15 protein-coding genes and 1 tRNA gene are annotated in these 18,729 nt (G+C 70.4%); 10 read left to right on the top strand and 6 right to left on the bottom strand.

Annotated elements, in window-relative coordinates; all coding sequences use genetic code 11:
* Window positions 1–44: 44 nt before the first annotated feature.
* The gene (locus CGZ93_RS04785) at window positions 45–1,061 is read left to right on the top strand and encodes an isopenicillin N synthase family dioxygenase (protein ID WP_094363016.1); all 1,017 of its coding nucleotides are present in this window, start codon (window positions 45–47) and stop codon (window positions 1,059–1,061) included.
* Between the two features lie 57 nt (window positions 1,062–1,118).
* Here CGZ93_RS04785 and CGZ93_RS04780 read toward each other — a convergent pair whose 3' ends face one another.
* Entirely contained in the window at window positions 1,119–2,540 is a 1,422-nt protein-coding gene (locus CGZ93_RS04780; protein WP_094363015.1) for an MFS transporter, read from the bottom strand.
* A 164-nt stretch (window positions 2,541–2,704) separates the two neighbouring features.
* Window positions 2,705–4,075, bottom strand: a complete 1,371-nt coding sequence (locus tag CGZ93_RS04775; RefSeq protein WP_094363014.1) for an FAD-binding oxidoreductase — start codon at window positions 4,073–4,075, stop codon at window positions 2,705–2,707.
* Window positions 4,076–4,139: 64 nt separating this feature from the next.
* On the opposite strand from CGZ93_RS04775, the gene CGZ93_RS04770 reads away from it, so the two are divergent.
* Together CGZ93_RS04770 and topA are read left to right on the top strand one after the other, a co-directional pair.
* The gene (locus CGZ93_RS04770; RefSeq protein WP_094363013.1) at window positions 4,140–5,609 is read left to right on the top strand and encodes a DUF7059 domain-containing protein; all 1,470 of its coding nucleotides are present in this window, start codon (window positions 4,140–4,142) and stop codon (window positions 5,607–5,609) included.
* Between the two features lie 324 nt (window positions 5,610–5,933).
* On the top strand, window positions 5,934–8,729 hold the full coding sequence (gene topA, locus CGZ93_RS04765) for a type I DNA topoisomerase (RefSeq protein WP_094363063.1): 2,796 nt from the start codon (window positions 5,934–5,936) through the stop codon (window positions 8,727–8,729).
* 13 nt (window positions 8,730–8,742) lie between these two features.
* Here the strand turns inward: topA and CGZ93_RS04760 are convergent, their stop codons facing one another.
* Complete coding sequence (locus CGZ93_RS04760; RefSeq protein ID WP_141211081.1) at window positions 8,743–9,906, bottom strand: MFS transporter; 1,164 nt, start codon at window positions 9,904–9,906, stop codon at window positions 8,743–8,745.
* Window positions 9,907–10,046: 140 nt separating this feature from the next.
* On the opposite strand from CGZ93_RS04760, the gene CGZ93_RS04755 reads away from it, so the two are divergent.
* From CGZ93_RS04755 to CGZ93_RS04735, 5 genes are all read left to right on the top strand, one after another.
* Window positions 10,047–11,441, top strand: a complete 1,395-nt coding sequence (locus tag CGZ93_RS04755; RefSeq protein WP_094363011.1) for a hypothetical protein — start codon at window positions 10,047–10,049, stop codon at window positions 11,439–11,441.
* Window positions 11,442–12,077, top strand: coding sequence for a dTMP kinase (gene tmk, locus CGZ93_RS04750; RefSeq protein WP_094363010.1), 636 nt, complete (start codon window positions 11,442–11,444; stop codon window positions 12,075–12,077). It begins immediately after the preceding gene.
* Window positions 12,074–13,252: a DNA polymerase III subunit delta' gene (locus tag CGZ93_RS04745; RefSeq protein ID WP_094363009.1), complete on the top strand. Its 1,179-nt coding sequence runs from the start codon at window positions 12,074–12,076 to the stop codon at window positions 13,250–13,252. Before tmk ends, CGZ93_RS04745 begins: the two co-directional genes overlap by 4 nt.
* Window positions 13,253–13,348: 96 nt before the next feature.
* The gene (locus tag CGZ93_RS04740) at window positions 13,349–14,041 is read left to right on the top strand and encodes a DoxX family protein (protein ID WP_094363008.1); all 693 of its coding nucleotides are present in this window, start codon (window positions 13,349–13,351) and stop codon (window positions 14,039–14,041) included.
* Window positions 14,042–14,133: 92 nt separating this feature from the next.
* Window positions 14,134–15,762 carry an alpha/beta hydrolase gene (locus CGZ93_RS04735; protein ID WP_094363007.1) on the top strand — a complete coding sequence of 543 codons (1,629 nt, stop codon included), beginning with the start codon at window positions 14,134–14,136 and terminating at the stop codon, window positions 15,760–15,762.
* A 2-nt stretch (window positions 15,763–15,764) separates the two neighbouring features.
* Here CGZ93_RS04735 and modA read toward each other — a convergent pair whose 3' ends face one another.
* Complete coding sequence (modA, locus tag CGZ93_RS04730) at window positions 15,765–16,526, bottom strand: molybdate ABC transporter substrate-binding protein (RefSeq protein ID WP_094363006.1); 762 nt, start codon at window positions 16,524–16,526, stop codon at window positions 15,765–15,767.
* A 118-nt stretch (window positions 16,527–16,644) separates the two neighbouring features.
* Between modA and CGZ93_RS04725 the strand changes: the two genes are divergently transcribed.
* Entirely contained in the window at window positions 16,645–17,211 is a 567-nt protein-coding gene (locus CGZ93_RS04725) for a YceI family protein (protein WP_094363005.1), read from the top strand.
* A gap of 102 nt (window positions 17,212–17,313) precedes the next feature.
* Here the strand turns inward: CGZ93_RS04725 and CGZ93_RS04720 are convergent, their stop codons facing one another.
* Window positions 17,314–18,135, bottom strand: a complete 822-nt coding sequence (locus CGZ93_RS04720; protein ID WP_094363004.1) for an alpha/beta fold hydrolase — start codon at window positions 18,133–18,135, stop codon at window positions 17,314–17,316.
* A gap of 230 nt (window positions 18,136–18,365) precedes the next feature.
* Between CGZ93_RS04720 and CGZ93_RS04715 the strand changes: the two genes are divergently transcribed.
* Window positions 18,366–18,614, top strand: a complete 249-nt coding sequence (locus CGZ93_RS04715; RefSeq protein WP_141211080.1) for a hypothetical protein — start codon at window positions 18,366–18,368, stop codon at window positions 18,612–18,614.
* A gap of 28 nt (window positions 18,615–18,642) precedes the next feature.
* Here CGZ93_RS04715 and CGZ93_RS04710 read toward each other — a convergent pair.
* Window positions 18,643–18,718, bottom strand: a tRNA-Thr gene (locus tag CGZ93_RS04710).
* Window positions 18,719–18,729: the final 11 nt, after the last annotated feature.

Below are 18,729 nucleotides of genomic sequence, written 5' to 3'. Positions count from 1 at the left end.
GGAGGGTTGCGGAGGATTGGCGTACGCCTGCAAGGAGTACGCCGATGACGACGTTGCCGCTGATCGACCTGACCCGACTGGAACGGGGGCCCGCCGAGGCCGCCGCGCTGCGCGGCAACCTGCTCGCGGCCACCCACGAGTGGGGGTTCTTCCAGTTGACCGGGCACGGGATCGCCCCCGCCCGGATGACCGAACTGTTCGACCTGGCCCGATCCTTCTTCGCGCTGCCGGAGCAGCAGAAGCTGGAGATCGAGATGCTCAAGAGCGCACACTTCCGCGGCTACACCCGCACCGGGGGTGAGCTTACCGGCGGGCGGGTGGACTGGCGCGAACAGCTCGACGTGGCCGCCGAGCGCGAACCCGTCAGCGGAGGCCCGGCGTACCGGCGCCTGGAGGGTCCCAACCAGTGGCCGTCGGCCCTGCCGCAGCTGCGGGAGCATGTGGAGAGCTGGTCGGATTCGCTGTCCGCGCTCGGATTGCGGCTGCTCCACGAGTGGGCCGAGGCGCTCGGCGCGCGCCGTGACCTCTTCGATCCCGCCTTCGCCCACGACCCGAGCACGTTGATCAAGCTGGTCCGCTATCCGGGCCGTTCCGACGCGCAGCCGCGTCAGGGGGTGGGCGGTCACAAGGATCCGGGGGTGTTGACGCTGTTGCTGATCGATCCCGCCCCCACGCCCGGCTCGGGGCGGGTCAGCACCGGTCTTCAGGTGGAGCACGACGGTCGTTGGATCGACGTGGATCCGGTGCCGGGCGCCTTCGTGGTCAACATCGGCGAGCTGATGGAGGTGGCTACCAACGGCTATCTCAAGGCGACGATGCACCGGGTGGTGTCCCCGCCGGCCGGCTCAGTGCGGTTGTCGGTTCCGTTCTTCCTCAATCCGGCGCTGGACTCGAACATCCCGGTGATCGACCTGCCGCCGGAGCTCGCCGCCGCGGCGCCCGGGATCACCCAGGACCCGGCGAATCTGATCTCGGGGGTCTTCGGCGACAACGTGCTCAAGGCGCGGTTGCGGGCCCACCCGGACGTCGCGGCCCGACATCATCCCGATCTGGTCCGATGACGACGGTACGCCGGATCCCCAAGGAAAAAGGGAATCCGGCGTACCCGTGACGTTCGTTCAGTTGGCCTTCTCCTCGGCGATGGCGACCTCGCGCTTGACCTCGGAGTGCTTCTGCGGGACGACCGCGCACATCACGGCACCGAACAGGGCCACCCCGGCGAACACCCAGAAGGCGATCTTGCCGGCACCCGACGGGTCGGCGGCCGAGGCGAAGGCGCCGACGATGGCGCCGCCGATCACCGGGCCGAAGATGCCGCCGAGGCGACCGAAGCCGGCACACCAGGCCACGCCGGCGGCGCGGACGTTGGTCGCATAAAAGTTCGACACCTTGCCATAGATCAGCACCTGGGTGCCCAGGGTGCCGGTACCGGCGATGAAGATGAACGCGAACAGCACCGGATCCGGGAAGCGGAAGGTCATCCCGAACAGGGTGAGCGCGGCCAGCACGAAGGTGACCACGATCGTCTTCTGCGGGCCGAGATACTTGTCGGCCAGCCAGGCGGCGAGCAGCCCGCCGAGCACCGCGCCGGTGTTCAGCAGCAGCAGGAACAGCAGGGAATACTGCGACCCCTTGCCATAGCCCTGCATGATCCTCGGCAACCAGGTGTTCAGGCCGTAGGTCAGCAGCAGCCCGGAGAACGACATCATGCCTAGCAGGATGGTCGGCAGGGCGTACCGGCTGCCGAACAGCCCGGCGAAGCCGACCTTCTCCGTCTTCTGCTCGGTGTGGAGCTGGGCGTGGACACCCTCCAGCGCCACGCCGGTGCGCTCGGCGACCTTCTCGGCCTCGGCGTGCCGACCGCGCGCCTCGAGCCACTTGGGCGACTCGGGGATGAAGAAGAAGGCCAGCGGCAGCAGGGTGACCAGCGGGATGGCGCCGATCCAGAACAGGCCGCGCCAGCCGATCGGGGCGAGCAGGGCGAGCGCGATGACCGAGGCGAGCACGCCGCCGGTGGGGATGCCGGAATAGACGATCGCGTTGAACTGGTTCTTTCGGTCGGTCGGGGCGAACTCGGCCACCAGGGCGCCGAGGACGGCGAGCAGGGCGCCGAGGCCGATGCCGGTGGCGAGGCGCGCCACCGAGAAGAGCGCCAGGTTCGGCGACATCGCGGTGAGGCCCATCCCGATGGAGAACCAGGCGATGCTGCCCAGGACCAGGCGGCGGCGGCCGAGGTAGTCGCCGATGGCGCCGGCGGCCAGGGCGCCGATCATCACTCCGACCAGCGCATAGGAGCCGACGGTGCCGGCCTGGGCGGCGGTGATCGCCGTCTCGCCGATCTGGGACGGATCTTTCAGCCAGCCGGACACGATGGTGCCGAAGACGACGATGTCATAGCCGTCGAAGATGAGTGCGCCGCAGGCGATCGCGAGGATCGCATAGACGGCGCGGAGCTGACGCGGTGTGCGAGCGGCACTGGTGCCGGGGACGGCCGTGGCGGTCGGCACGGCTCCGCGGTGAACCGAGTTGTCGATGGACATGGTCTCCCTCAATGGGTCGTTGTGCCTGCGTTGGCACCCTGCCCACGAGGGTGACAGCGAACGAACCCAGGGGACCCGGGGCAATGCCCAGTACCCACCCCGGCCCCCCTTGGATGTGCCGTACGCCGGCACGTTGGCTGAGCGAGCGCAGCGAGTCGAAGACCCTAGGCGACGATTCCCTTGCCGGGGTTGAGGATGTTGTGCGGATCGAGCGCCCTCTTCACCGCGCGGTAGAGGGCGAGCACCTCGGGGGCCTGTTCGGCGGCCAGGCCGTCGAGCTTGAGCAGGCCGACCCCGTGCTCGCCGGTGACCGTGCCGCCCAGCTCGATCGCGGCGGCGATGATCTCGTCGAAGGCCGCCAGGGAACGCCGCTTCTGGTCCTCATCACCCTGGGCGGTCAGCATCATCGGGTGCAGGTTGCCGTCGCCGGCGTGGGCCAGGGTGGCGATCAGCACGTCGTGCCTGCGGCCGATCTCCTCGATCCTTCCGAGCATGGTCGGCACCTGGAACTTGGGGACGCAGACGTCCTCGGTGAGCAGGGGACCGAGCCGCTCCAGCGCCGGGTACGCCATCCTGCGCGCCGCGAACAGTGCGTCCCCCTCGGCGGAGTCCTCCGAGCGGACGGCGTAGGTCGCGCCGGCGTCGGTGAAGCACTGCACCATCTGCTCGGCCTCGGCGAGACCGGTGTCGCCCGGGGCGTCGGTACGCCCCAGCAGCACGACGTTCGCGTCAACGCTGAGCCCCATGTTGCGCCAGTCGTCGACGGCTTTCAGACAGTTGCGGTCCACCAGTTCCAGGGCCGATGGGGTGAGGCCGGCGGCGGCCACCGCCTCGACCGCCTTGCCCGCATCCACCATGGTGTCGAAGAAGCCGGCGACCGTGATCTCTTCGGCGCGCAGCGGGCGCAGGCGTACGGTGATCTCGGTCGCGATGCCGAGAGTGCCCTCGGAGCCGACCATCAGGCCGGTCAGGTCATAGCCGGCCACGCCCTTGGCCGTACGTCGCCCGATCCGGACCAGCTCGCCGGTGCCGGTCACCAGTTGCATGCCGAGCACGTATTCGCGAGTGACGCCGTATTTCACGCAGCACATGCCGCCCGCGTTGGTGGCCAGATTGCCGCCGATGGTGGACCACGGTGAACTGGCCGGGTCCGGCGGATACCAGAGGCCACTCTCGGCGACGTGATCGCGCAGGTGATCGTTGACCACCCCGGGCTGAACCACCGCGAGCCGCTCCAGCGGGTTGACCTCGAGCACCTTGTTCATCCGCTCGAGGGAGAGGATGACGCACCCGTCGATCGCGTTGGCCGCCCCGGACAGCCCGGTCCCGGCGCCGCGGGCGATCAGCGGGGTCTGGTGCTCGATGCACACCTGCACCACCGCCTGCACGTCCTCGGCGGTCCTGGCTCGGACCACCACCGCGGGCTTGCCGTAGGGCGCCCACTCGGCCTCGTCGTGGGCGAAGCTCTCCATCACGTCGGTGTCGGTGACGAGGCAGTCGTCCCCGACCCGGCGGCGCAGGTCGTCGAGCAGCATTGGTCCCTCCCGTGGTCGTGGGGTGAGCCTAATCCTTCGCCAGGTGGAGCGATATCGTTCCTGGATGCGCGAGACGGCGGCACGCCTGGCAGATCGGTTTCGGGAACTCGACTACACAGTCGATCCGGTGCTCTCCCGGATCGGCGCGGCGGGGCAGGCCGGTCTCGGGCGAAACTCGACGGTGGCGGCCGATCGCGCCCTGGCCGGTGCCGATGACGGGTTGGCGGCACTGGTCCGGTTGTTCCTGCTGCAGCAGGAGATCCCGGTTAGGGCTGCTCGGCAGGTGTTCGGTGGGGTTCTGGAAAACCTGTACGAGCAGGATTTCCTGGCCAGCATTGGGGACAGTTGTCGGGCTCGGGTGGACATCCGTCCGTACGCCAGCGAGGACGACGGTGCCTCGGGCTGGGTGGTCTCTGATCTGGCCAACGGGTTGGACTCGATCGCCGGGCCGCAGCACGGGGCGTACGTGCTGGGGGTCTCGCCGGCGTCCACCTCGCTGGCCCAGCTCGCCATCCGGGAGCCGGTGCGCTCGGCCCTCGACCTGGGTGCCGGCTGCGGCGTACAGAGTCTGCACCTGGCCCGGCACAGCGAACGGGTCGTCGCCACCGACCTCAACCCGCGGGCCAACCGGCTGGCCGAGTGGACGTTCGCGCTGAGTGGGGTGGCGGTGGAGCAGCGGCTCGGTTCGCTGTGGGAGCCGGTCGTGGGCGAGCGGTTCGACCTGATCGTCACCAACCCGCCCTACGTGATGAGCCCGCCGAGCGGTGAGCGACTCGTCTATCGCGAGGGATCGATGCCGGGCGACGGTCTGGTCGAGACGATCGTGCGGGGCGCCGTGGACCACCTCACCCCCGGGGGATCTCTGCAGGTGCTGGGAAACTGGGCGATCCTCGACCCGGACCACTGGGCCGACCGTCTGCAGGGCTGGATTCCCACGGGTTGCGACGCGCTGGTAATCGAGCGGGAACGGCTGGATCCTTTCGAGTACGCCGAAATTTGGCTGGCGGACGCGGGGCTGCTCGGGCGCGCGGACTATCTGCCGCGCTATCGCGAGTGGCTCGACTATTTCGACCGGCTCGGAATCACCGGGGTCGGGATGGGCTGGCTGCAGGTCACCAACAGTGGCAGCGCCGACCCGCAGGTGCGGATCGAGTCCTGGCCGCACGCGGTTCAGCAGCCGGTCGGCCCGGCGCTCGGGCAGTTCCGCGAGGCAGCGGCGTACGCCCGGCTCGGCGACGACGAGGTGCTGGCGACCAACTGGCGACTCGCCGAGGGGATCGACCAGGAAACCATCGGGGTGCCCGGCGCCCCCGACCCGCGGCACGTGGTGCTGCGCTCGACCCGCGGGCTGCGGCGGGCGGTCGAGGTGGACACCGCCCTCGGCGGAGTGCTCGGCGCGTGCGACGGCGACCTGTCGCTCGGCACCATCATCGACGCCGTCGCCGGGCTGCTGGAGGCCGACGCGACCAGCCTGCGCCGCGAGGTGCTGGCCCGGGTGCGCGAGTTGTTGATCACAGGGATGCTGGTTCGCTGACACCGTGGCGGGCACCGTTCATTGCGGGCCACGGACCGGGGCCGAGTGGTGCATCAGTCCGAACGCCGCCCACCCCTGCTCGACACGGGCCAACGAGCCATCGTCCGCTCCGGGTCGATCGTGGCCAGGCTGGCCACCACCGACTGCGCCATCGCCATCGCCCCGGTCAACGAGGCGAAGAAGGACGTGCCCTTGACAGTCGACGGCCATCGAGAATCGGCCGTGGGGCCGCGGGCCGTCCGCGAGGTTTCGCGGGCTGACTGGTGCGAACGCGCCGAGCATGTACGCTTCCGGGCGTACCGTCCCCGGTCCAGAAAGGCAATCGTGGCATCCCAGGCAGGTCTCCGTCGTCTCGTCATCGTCGAGTCGCCGACCAAGGCGTCCAAGATCGCGAGTTACCTCGGCGCGGGCTACGTCGTCGAGTCGAGCCGGGGCCACGTGCGCGACCTGCCGGAGGGCTCGGCCGACGTGCCGGCGAAGTACAAGGGTCAGCCGTGGGCGCGTACCGGGGTCGACATCGACAACGATTTCGAGCCGCTCTATGTGGTGACCGCCGACAAAAAGGCCACCATCCGCTCGCTCAAGTCCGCGCTGGCCGACGCCGACGAACTCCTGCTCGCCACCGACGGTGACCGCGAGGGGGAGGCGATCGCCTGGCACCTGCTGCAGGAGCTCAAGCCCAGGGTGCCGGCCCGCCGGATGGTGTTCCACGAGATCACCGAGCAGGCGATCCAGGAGGCGGTGGCCAACCCGCGCGAACTGGACATCGATCTGGTCGACGCCCAGGAGGCACGCCGAATCCTCGACCGGCTCTATGGCTATGAGGTGTCCCCGGTGCTGTGGCGCAAGGTCAAGCCGCGACTGTCGGCCGGGCGCGTGCAGTCGGTGGCCACCCGGCTGGTCGTCGATCGCGAGCGGGAGCGGATCGCGTTCCGCTCCGCCGGCTATTGGGATCTCGACGCGGTGCTCGACGCCGGCAGCGAGGCCGAGCCGCCCACCTTCTCCGCCCGACTCACCCAGGTCGGTGAGAAGCGGGTCGCGCAGGGCCGCGACTTCGACTCCCGTGGCAACCTGACCGGCAAGAACCTGGTGCACCTGGACGAGACCAACGCCCGCGCGCTGGCCGACGCGCTGCCGCAGGCGTCCTGGTCGGTGACCAGTGTCGAGTCCAGGCCCTACACCCGCAAGCCGTACGCCCCGTTCCGCACCACCACCCTGCAGCAGGAGGCCGGCCGCAAGCTCGGTTTCACCGCGCAGCGCGCGATGTCGGTGGCCCAGGACCTCTACGAGCGCGGCTTCATCACCTACATGCGTACCGACTCGGTCGCCCTTTCCAGTCAGGCGATCACCGCCGCGCGCAACCAGGTGCAGCAGCTGTTCGGCGCCAATTATCTGCCCGCCCAGCCGCGGGTGTACGCCTCCAAGGTGAAGAACGCGCAGGAGGCGCACGAGGCGATCCGCCCTTCGGGTGAGGTGTTCCAGACCCCCGCCCAGACCGGGCTCAGCGGGGACCACTTCCGGCTCTATGAGCTGATCTGGATGCGCACGATCGCCTCCCAGATGAAGGACGCCGAGGGTCAGACGGTGACCGTGCGCATCGAAGCGCGCGGGGCTTCGACAGGCTCAGCCAACGGTTCGACAGGCTCAGCCAACGGTTTGGGCTCCCTGCCCGAGGGTGCCGACTCGTGCACGTTCACCGCCTCGGGGCGAACGATCACCTTCCACGGCTTCCTGAAGGCCTACGTCGAGGCGATCGACGAGTCCCGCGAGGGCAGCACCTCCGACGACGCCCAGTCGCGGCTGCCGCAGCTGAGCCAGGGCCAGTCGCTGGCGGCCGAGGAGGTCACCGCCAACGGGCACGAGACCAAGCCGCCGGCCCGCTACACCGAGCCGTCGCTGGTCGCCAAGCTCGAGGAACTGGAGATCGGCCGGCCCTCGACCTATGCGTCGATCATCCGCACCATCACCAGCCGCGACTATGTGTTCAAGCGGGGTTCGGCGCTGGTTCCGACGTGGCTGGCGTTCGCCGTGACCCGGCTGCTGGAGGAGCACTTTCCGAAGCTGATCGACTATCGGTTCACCGCGACCATGGAGTCCGATCTCGACGAAGTGGCCCGCGGTGACATGGCGCGGCTGCAGGTGCTCAAGGACTTCTGGTTCGGCGCCGGGGACGCGGCCGGGCTGCACGCCCTGGTCAGCGAACTCGGGGAGATCGACGCCCGCAAGCTGTCCACCTTTGAGCTCGGTGACCTCGACTCCGGCATCGTGGTGCGGGTTGGGCGCTACGGCACCTATGTGGAGGGGGCGGAGGAGAAGCGGGCCAACGTCCCCGACGACCTGCCGCCGGATGAGCTCACGGTCGAGTACGCCAAGGAACTGCTCGCCAGGCCGATGGGTGAGGAGCGCGAGCTCGGCACCGATCCGGACAGCGGAAACGCTGTGGTGGCACGAAACGGGCGCTTCGGTCCCTATGTCACCGAGGTGCTCGGCGAGGACGCGCCCAAGTCGGCGAAGCCGCGTACCGGTTCGCTGTTCCGCAGCATGGACCTCGACACCGTCACCCTGGAGCAGGCGCTGCGGCTGATGAGCCTGCCGCGGGTGGTCGGCAAGGACGCCGAGGGCACCGAGATCACCGCCCAGAACGGTCGCTATGGCCCCTATCTGAAGAAGGGCACGGATTCCCGCTCCCTGGAGACCGAGGACCACATCTTCTCGATCACTCTGGAGCAGGCCGAGGCGATCTATGCCCAGCCCAAGCAGCGCGGCCGCGCCGCGGCCAAGCCGCCGCTCAAGGAGCTCGGCAACGACCCGGTCTCGGGCCGCCCGATGGTGGTCAAGGACGGCCGCTTCGGCCCCTATGTGACCGACGGGGAGACCAACGCCACCCTGCGCCGCGACGACTCGGTGGAGGCGATCACCCCCGAGCGCGGGGCCGAACTGCTGGCCGAGAAGCGGGCCAAGGGGCCGGCCAAGAAGGCCACCCGCAAGAAGGCGACCGCCAAGAAGGCTCCGGCCAGGAAGACGGCGGCGAAGAAGACCACCGCCAAGAAGGCTCCGGCGAAGAAGGCGGCGACCAAGAAGGCCCCGGCCAGAAAGACCGCCGCCAAGCAGAGCGACTGAGTCGGCGTACGCCTCAGCGGGCGCGCCGGGCGAACAGGCCCAGCAGCACCGCCAGAGCACCGGCGCCGGCCGTCAGGAACAGGGCTTGGTCCAGTCGCGCGCCGACCGCTGCGCCCAACGCCACCCCGACCACCGTCGCGGTCGCCATCGCGGTCATCGCCGTGGTCAGCGACTGCCGCGGTGCGGCCCGTTCGACCAGCGTGAATCCGCTGACCAGCAGCGGCCCGACGCCGACCCCGACGACCAGCGCCCCGAGGGCCAGCAGCGGCAGCGCTGAGGCGTACGCCATGGTGAGCGCCCCGCAGGTCAGGATCGCGCCGCCAGCCAGCATCCGCGGCCACAACGGACCCGGCAACCGACCCGCCAGCAGGGAGGCGACCGCGCTGCCCACCCCGACCAGGGCGTACACCGCCCCGGTCAGGCCGGGCCGCCCGGTCGCCTCGAAGTGCGCCGTCAGGCCGGTCTGGGTGGCGCCGAAGGCGGTGCCGACCGCAAGGCCGGCCGTCAGCGGCAACAGCATCCGTGACCACGGCAGCGGCCCGCGGCCCGAGGTGCCCGCCAGGGTCGGGTTGCGGAGCAGGAAAACCGCGAACGCACCCTGGCCCAGCACGGTGATCGCGATCACCGCGAGCAGCCCGGGCCGGGCGCCGAGCCCGCCGATCAGCGCGCCGCCCACCGCCGGGCCGAGCACGAAGCTCACCTCGTCCATCGCCGACTCGTAACCGAGCGCGCGGCCCATCAGCCGATCGGCACCCGCGCCGGTGCCGCGGTCGCGCACCAGCCGGGTCCAACGGCTGCGGGCCACCGCCGCCACCTGCGGGTTGGCCGCGCCGAGCAGGGCCGCGAGCAGCAACGTCGGGAGCTGATGACCGACGACCCGGATCAGCGCAACCATGCAGGCCACCTGGATCGCCGTGCAGCCGAGCAGGATCCGCAGCGGGCCGAACCTGTCCACCAGCCGCCCGACCAGCGGGGCACCGATCGCCGAGCCCACCCCGAGGGCGGCCACGGTGAGCCCCGCCAGGGCCAGACCGCCACCGGAACGGGTGACGAACAACAGCATGCCGAGCTGGATCATCGCCGCGGGCATCCGCCCGACGGCGGCCGTGAACAGGAAGGGTACGCCACCGATGCGGACCAGGCCGGTCGGCGGGCGCACATGAAGGTCGGTACTCATGGGATCTCCGGAAACGACTCAGGAGCACGCTCCCGACCTCGCCGCGTGCTCGTGTGACCCCTGGTATTGCCTCAAGTCTAACCGACGGCACCAGTGCACTAGTTTGGTGGCTGGCCGAGCAGGACTGGACGGAGCGGGTGATGGGCGAAACCGACGAGGTGCGATTCTTCGAGGTGCCCTGGCACGCCCAGGTCGGACGCCTGGTGAATCCCGAGCTCGGTCTGCGCAGCGTCGCCCTGCGCGGCGGGGAGAACGCCCCCTATGACCTGGATGTCACCGCGCTGGACGCCCCGGATCACCGGCTCGTCCGGGCCGGGATCTGGCTGGCGCACCGGGTGCTCGACGGCCGCGGCGAGTGGTATCTGGCGGCCGAGGGTTGGGAGCCGCACCTGCCGGCCGAGACGATCCAGCAGATGGGCCACGCCGACCTGCCCGACGAACTGGCCGACCTGGTCCGCCCGTTTCGCCGCGGCGCGGCGCTGGGACCGGTCGCCGCCCTGGCCTATCGCCGTGAGGAATACGCCCTGCGCGGCCCGGACACCGCCCTGGTCGCGGTGCTGCGCAACGAACAGGTGCAGATCCGCACCGGTGGGGTGACCACGGCCCGCTATCGACAGCTCACCCTGCGCGGCCAGCACGGTCGGCTGACCGGACGTCAGGTGGCCTGGCTGACCGGGACGCTGAGCGCGGTCGGTGCGATCCGGGTGGCGGAGTTCCCGTCGCTGGCGCAACGGCTGGGTGCCCCGGCGACCGGGTTGAGCGACCTGCCCGGACCGCGCAGCCGGAGCGCGGAGGATTCGCTGGAGAGCTATGTCGCGAGCCTGCTCACCGCCCGGCTGCGCCGCCTCACCCAGGCCGACCTGGCGGTCCGCGCCGGCCAGCCCGGGGCGGCCTCGGAGCTGATGGCCGAGCTGGTTGCGGTCCGCTCCCACCTGCTCGGGCTGGTGCCGCTGCTCGACCCCGGCTGGGTGGGCGATCTGGTCGGCGAGCTGGAGTGGGCCTCGCGGTTCCTGTCCGACCACACCGAGCTGACCGCCCGACCGGCCGAGTTGTCCGGGGAGCGCTATCTGCGGCTGCTCGACCGGCTGGTCCAGGCCGGCCGCGCCCCCGCGCTGGGGGATTCCGGGACCGAACCAGCCGGTCCCGTGCTCACCGCCACCCTGCGCCGCCGGTTGCGGGATCTGCGGCTGAGCCTGAAGGGGATCCGGGCCGAGGGTCCCGACCTGGTCTGGCTGCAGGCGCTGCAGGCCGCCGAACGACTGGTGGACTGCTGCGGCGTACAGGCCGATCAGGTGCGGGCGGTGAAACAGCTCCGCCGCCGGGCAAGCCGGCTCGCCGCGGCCCTCGCCGATTGCCTGGAGGCCCACCACGAGCGCGCCACCATCGACCTGGCGCCGATGACGCCCCAGCAGGCGTTCGAGGCCGGCCGGGCGTACGAACGGGTCGCGATGGCCGAGCACGACGCCCGGCTCGACGTGATCGACGAGTGGCCGGAGCTGGAGCGCAGGCTGCGCCGGCTCGGCAAGGAGCTGTGAATGACCGGCTGGTTCGTGGTGTTCGAGGGCGGGGACGGTGCCGGGAAGTCGACCCAGGTACGCCGACTGGTCGACTGGCTGACCGAACAGGGCCATGAGGTGGTGCTCACCCGCGAACCCGGCGACACCGAGCTCGGCCAGCAGGTGCGCGGAATCGTGCTCGACCCCAGCACCGGTGAGGTGGACCTGCGGGCCGAAGCCCTGCTGATCGCGGCCGACAAGGCGCAGCACCTGTTCCAGGTGGTACGCCCGGCGCTCGAGCGCGGCGCGGTGGTGGTGTGCGACCGCTATGTGGACTCGATGATCGCCTATCAGGGAGCGGGTCGGGGGCTGGGCACCGAACGGGTCCGTGAACTCGCCGACTGGGCGACCGACGGGTTGCGACCGGACCTGACCGTGCTGCTCGACGTCGACCCCGACGAGGCGGTGCACCGCAAGGAGGTGAAGGACCGGCTCGAGGGGCTGGGCGTCGAATTCCACACCAGGGTTCGAAATGCGTTCGTCGAGCTGGCCGCCGCCGAGCCGGATCGCTATCTGGTGCTGCCCGCCCGGCGCAGCCGCGACGAGATCTCCGCCGCCGTGACCACGCGGGTGGACGAGCTGGTGTCGGTGCCACCTGCGACGCTGGGCCGATGACGGACACCGCGACCACCGCCACCACCGCGCCGACCGGGGTCTGGGCCGACCTGGTCGGGCAGCAGCCCGCGATCGAGGTGCTGCGGCGCGCCGTCGCCGGGGCCAGGAACGCGATGAGCCACGCCTGGCTGATCACCGGGCCGCCGGGTTCGGGTCGCTCCAACGCTGGCCGGGCGTTCGCCGCCGCCCTGCAGTGCGAGCGCGGGGGCTGCGGGGAGTGCACGGCCTGCCGGACCGCCATGTCCGGGGCGCACCCCGACGTGACCCTGGTCCGCACCGAGATGTTGTCGATCGGGGTCGAGGAGGTCCGCGACCTCGTCCGGCGCGCGTCGATGAGCCCCACCCTGGGGCGGCGTCAGGTGCTGGTCGTCGAGGACGCCGATCGGGTCACCGAACGCGGCGCCGACGCCCTGCTGAAGGCGATCGAGGAGCCGGCCGCGCGGACGGTGTGGATCCTGTGTGCGCCCACCCCCGACGACGTGGTCGCCACCATCCGGTCGCGGTGCCGGCTGCTCACCCTGACCACCCCCAACCCGGCAGCGATCGCCGACCTGCTGATCCGCCGCGACGGGGTCGACGCGGCCATGGCGGCGTACGCGGCCCGCGCCTCGGGCGGTCACGTCGGGCGCGCCCGGGCACTGGCCCGCAACGAGGGGGCGCGGAACCGGCGACGCGAGGTGCTGCGGATCCCCAACTCGCTGACCGGATTGGCGGCCTGCCTGGAGGCCGCCGCCAACCTGGTCGAGGCGACCAACGAGGAGGCGGCCGCGGCGACGGCAGAGCTGGACTCCCGCGAGCGGGCGGCGTTGGAGGAGGCGCTCGGTTTCGGTACCAAGGGGGCCCGGCCGCGGCAGGCCACGGCCGCGCTCAAAGACCTGGAGGAGCAGCAGAAGGCCCGGGCCAAGCGGTTGCAGCGCGACGCCCTGGACCGGGCGCTGACCGAGTTGACCGGCTATTACCGCGATGTGCTGAGTGAGCAGACCCGGGCCGGGGCGGAGCTGGTGAATCCCGAGCTGGCCCGCGAGATCACCGGGCTGGGGCGGCGGTCCACCCCGGAGGCGACGCTGCGTCGGATCGATGCGCTGCTGGCCTGCCGGACCGCGATCGAGGGCAACGTGGCTCCGCTGCTGGCGGTGGAGTCGATGATGATCGCGCTGGTCGAGGCGGATCGCTGAGCCGTGTCGCTGCGCGGCGTACGCCGATCCTCGCGCTAACCTGCAAATGGTCGCCCGCGGCCCGCAACTTCCCCATCGTCGAAGGACTTCCCCATCATGAGCGTTCGCGACACCCTTCCCCGTTCCGGTTCGGAGCTCGACGAGACCCGACCGCTCGACCTGGACGGCATCAACGACCGCACGATTCAGCTCGGCACCAAGGGCCAGTCCGGCACCCACGGCTCGAGCCGCGTCGAGCCGGTGCCGGCCCCGCCGGCCGATGCCGCCGAGCGGCAGCGCCGCCGCCAGGAGCGTGACCAGGCGCTCGGCACCCGTCGCAAGGCGGTCGAGCCCGCGGCCGCGCCGGTCGCGCCGAAGCCGAAGCGCACCACCGACAAGTTCCTCGGCTCCTTCGGGCTGCTGATCCTGCGTCTGGTGACCGCCGGGATCATGGGCATCCACGGCTATGCCAAGGCGATGGACATCACCAAGGTGCAGCAGATGCTGAACGACACGATCATCCCCGAGCCGGTGATCATGAGCTATGTGCTGGCCGCCAGCGAGGTCGCGATCGCCGTCGCCCTGGTGCTCGGCATGCTGACCCGGCTCGCCGGCTTGGGCGTGGCCGCGATCGGCATCGGCGCCCTGGTGTTCGTGAAGTGGATCCAGAACCCGTTCACCGGCAACTCGCTGAGCGGCGAGCTGGAGCTGCTGCTCGGTGCGGTCGGCGTCCTGCTGCTGTGCGTCGGGGCCGGCGGGGCGAGCGTCGACGCCGCCTTCCGTCGCCGGCGCGCGGCCGCCAAGAACTGAACCACCGCGGCCGCCCCGCGTCCGCCTCCGGACGCGGGGCGCTCGCATGTTCGGGGGACGTGTGTGCGGGGCGGGCACCTAGATTTGGTGGCATGGGTTCCAAGGTCGCCGTCGCCGTGGCGGGTGCGCTGGCTGTGGCCCTGCTCGGCTGCAGCCAGCCCGGTCCGGTCCGCGATCCGTCCCTGTTCGGTACGCCGCAGCCCTCGGCCGACGCGACGGTGGCGAGCACCCCGAAGCCGACCGCCTCGGCCCCGCCCACCCCGACAGCGGCACCCAGCCCGATCTCCCCGGACCGGCCCAGGCTCCCGATCCCCGCGGTCGAGGTGCCCGGACTGGTCGCCCCGCCGCCGGGCTCGGGGGCGGCGCGCTATCAGCAGCAGCCGGTGGACTGGCGCCGCTGCACCCTGGGTCAGCGAGAGTTCGAGTGCGCCCGGGTGCTCGCCCCGTTGGACGCCGAGCGACCCGACGATCGGGCGGTCACCCTGCAGCTGCTGAAGGTGCCGGCCACCCGCGAACCGCGGCTGGGCACGATCTTCGTCAACCCCGGCGGGCCGGGGGAGGGTGGCACCGCCTTGGCGACCAACTTCCGGCGCAAGGGCCTGGAGCAGTTCGACATCGTCGGCTGGGATCCGCGCGGAACAGGGCGTTCCACGCCGGTGCGCTGTGCGGATCCGGCCGCCACCGACGCCTACCTGGCGGCCGACGGGTCACCCGACGACGAGGCCGAGCGCGCGGCGTACCGACAGCAGACACTGGACTTCACCCGCGCCTGCCTGGACGGCTCCGGGGAGCTGCTGCAGCACGTCTCCACGATTGACACGGTACGTGACCTGGACCTGCTGCGCGGGCTCGTGGGTGAGCAGAAACTGAACTATTTCGGCTATTCCTACGGTACCGCGATCGGGTCGCGATATGCCCAGCTGTATCCGGATCGGGTCGGGGCGATGGGCCTGGACGGGGCGGTCAACGTGACCGACGACCAGTCGGTGGTGCAGGCGATGGGGTTCGATCGGGCGTTGACCGCCTTCGCCGACTGGTGTGCTGCCGACGGGTGCAGCCTGGGTCGGGACCGGGCCGCGGTGCTCGCGTCGGTGACCTCGCTGTTCGACCGGGCCGATGCCGCAGCGATCCCCACCAACTCGGCGCGGTCGCTGACCCAGTCGAAGGCGGTGACTGGGGTGGTCTCGCTGCTCTATCGGAACCGGTCTGGTTGGCCGGATCTGCTGGCCGCCGTGGAGCAGGCCCGCGCCGGGGACGGGACCGCCCTGCTCGCCCTGGCCGATGCCTATGACGGGCGGAGCCGGACGGGTGCCTATCAGGGCCGGGTGTACGCCTTCGGCGCGGTGCGCTGCCTCGACCGCGCCGATCAAGGGTTCGCCGGGGCCGACGCCCGGGCCGCCCGGGAGGCGCAGCAGGCGCCGGTGTTCGGGCGCTATTTCGGGCCCGACTATCTGTGCCCGAGCTGGCCGGTGCCGCCCCGCCCGCCGGCCGGCCCGGTCGCGGCACCCGGAGTGACCGGGATCCTGGTGATCGGCACGACCGGTGACTCGGCCACCCCCTACGAGTACGCCCCCCGGATGGCGCGCGAAATCGGCTCGGCCCGGCTGCTCACCTACAGCGGTGAGGGCCATGCGGCGTACGGGGGCAAGTCGCAGTGCGTCGACGACGCGGTGGTACGCCTGTTCACCAGTGGGCCGCCGGCCGAGGATCTGACCTGCTGAGCTCAGCCCGCGCCGAAGCCCGCCTCGGTGAGCACCTGCCGCCCTCGTTCGGAGCGTACGAAGTCGGTGAACTCGGCGGCGGAGCCGGGCTGCGCGGACGCCTTCAGCACGGTGATCGGGTAGCGGTTGAGCACCTGCTCCGCCTCGGGGAAGTCGACCGCGGTCACCTTGCTGCCGGCCGCGCGGGTGTCGGTGCGATAGACGATCCCGGCATCCGCCTGCCCGCTGGTCACCTTGCCGAGCACGTCGCTCACGCTGTTCTCCTCGCTGACCGGCTTGAGAGTCACCCCGGCCGCACGGGCGACCTGCCCGGTGGCGTTGCCGCACGGGACCTGCGGGGCACAGGTGACCAGGCTCACTCGAGCCAGGTCGGCCAGACTCCTTATCTGCTTGGGATTCCCGGGGGCCGTAGCGATGGTCAGCCGGTTTGTGGCGAAGATGGTTGGTGGGGCCGAGATCAGTCCGGCATCGGTGGCCCGGCTCATCGTGGGCTCGTCGGCGGTGGCCAGCACGTCACCCGGCGCACCGTTCTGCAACTGCGCGAGCAGATCGGCGGAACCGCCGAACACCAGGCGTACCGTGCTGCCCGGGTGGGCGGCCTCAAAGTCGCTGCCGAGCTGGGTGAACGTCTTGTTCAGCGACGCGGCGGCGTACACGGTGATCGTCGAACCGCTGGTGGTGCGGCCGGGCTGGGGGCAGGCCGTCAGCGGCAGGACCAGGCTGGCCACGGCGGCGAGGAGGGCCGCTCTCGGTGAAGTGCGCACCCCAGGTTCCTATCGAAGATTCGCGTTCCGTGTAAAGGAACGCGCAGGACTGATTGTTTGAACGTTGAATCACAGGGTGTTATGATCTAATTGAACGATCAATCAAAAGGAGACTGAGATGAACACCCAGACCGCCGTGACCAGCCTGACCGACCTGCAGGGCAGCTACGCCCTCGACCCGTCGCACTCCTCGGTGAGCTTTGTCGCCCGCCACGCGATGATCACCAAGGTCCGCGGCTACTTCCCGAACTTCTCCGGCACCGCCCAGCTGGACGGCCAGAACCCGGCCGCCTCCTCGGTGCAGGTGGAGATCGACGTCAACTCCGTCGACACCCGCAGCGCCGATCGGGACGGCCACCTGCGCTCCGGTGACTTCTTCGATGTGGAGAAGTATCCGACCTGGACCTTCCGCAGCACCGACGTGAAGGTGACCGGCGGCAACGAGTTCGAGGTGACGGGTGACCTCACCATCAAGGACGTGACCCGTCCCGTGACCATCCCGTTCGAGTTCACCGGTGCCGCCCTGGACCCGTTCGGCAACCAGCGCGCCGGCTTCGAGGGTGAGGTCGACGTCAACCGCAAGGACTTCGGGCTGACCTGGAACGCCGCCCTCGAGACCGGTGGCGTGCTGGTCTCGGAGAAGGTGAAGCTCGTCTTCGAGATCTCGGCCATCAAGCAGGCCTGATCGAGCGCGTCTCCTGCACGGATTGGGGCCCCGGGATTCCCGGGGCCCCGTTCGGTGGCTGATCCCTACGGTGGCTGAGCCTGTCGAAGCCACCTCTGGATTTCAGTCGGCCAGGAAGTCGGCCACCAGCGAGCAGAACTCGTTGGCGTACTCGATCTGGGTCCAGTGCCCGCAGCGGCCGAAGATGTGCGCCTGGGCGTCGTCGATCCACTCCAGCATGGTGAGGCTGGTGGACAGCGGGATCACCTTGTCGTCGCGGCCGTGGATCAGCAGGGTGGGCGCGGTGATGCCGCGGATCGCCTGCTCCGGGTGCGCCATCGCGTCGACCCACCGCTGCCGGGGGGCGGGGAACATCCGCTCGAAGTCGGCCTGGGTGCGCAGACTGGCGGTGTAGCGGCCCTGCACCATCTCGTCGGTGATCAGGGAACTGTTGTACGCAAAGGTTTCCCGCATAAGTCGACCCATCGTCTCGGGGGAGGGCTGGTAGCCCCAGACCGCGTCGAGACCCTCGGTGAGCTCGAACGGTACGCCCACGCTGCCCATCAGGATCAGCCGGTTCACCCGCTCGGGGTGGTGGATGGCCAGCGCCAGCGCCATCGACCCGCCGAACGAGTTGCCGACCACGTCGACCTTGTCGAGTCCCTTGGCGTCGAGGAAGTCGACGATCTGCTGCAGCCAGACGTCTCGGGAGAACTCCAGTCCGTCGGGGATCTCGGTGTAGCCGAAGCCGGCCAGGTCGGGAGCGAGTACGCGGGCGTGCTCGGCCAGGGGTTGCATCACCAGGCGCCAGTTGGCGTACGCGCTGACGCCCGGGCCGGAGCCGTGCAGCAGCAGCAGCGGCGCACCACTGCCCAGGTCGTGGTGGTTGGTGCGGATGTCACCGGTCTGGACGTAGCTGCCGATCTCGGGATTCTCTGCGTTCATGGGATGATTATCCCGATAGTCGGTGGAGGCGGAAGGGGTCGTGCCGTCAGCCGGACCGCGACACAGCGCGCGGCTCGTATGACCCGGGCGAGCCGTTACGGTCTTGGTGTGCCGTTACGGTCTTGGTGTGCCGTTACGGTCTTGGTGTGAAGGAATGTGTCGCGCGCTATGAGCGGTTGGCACGTTCGGAGGCGTCGAGTTTCACGTGGGTCGGCGGCCAGGCTCGGGAGTTGGTGAAGAGACTGCTGCCCCCACCGCAGTCACCACTGCCGGAGCGAATGCGGCTCGCGGACTTCGCGCCGGTGGTCTACAACTGGGACGCCTGCAACGAGTTGGGCCTGCTGGCGTTGAGCCCACCAGCAGAGGAGGCGACCAAGGACTTCTTGCGTGCCAGTCGCCTGACCGAGACAGGCAAGGCGGGTTGCTACAACCGGTGGGGGACCACCAGTGCAATCGCCGGCCGGGTGATCGACGTCTGAGTGGCGGCCAATCAAGACCGACGTGTAATGGAGCCGCCTGGGGGAGTCGAACCCCCGACCTACTCATTACGAGTGAGTTGCTCTGCCTACTGAGCTAAGGCGGCGTGGTCGGCGG

It is taken from the genome of Enemella dayhoffiae (assembly GCF_002250625.1).
GTDB lineage: Bacteria > Actinomycetota > Actinomycetes > Propionibacteriales > Propionibacteriaceae > Enemella > Enemella dayhoffiae.
Note: the sequence above shows the minus strand (reverse complement) of the source record. Positions and strands in the feature narration are given on the sequence as shown.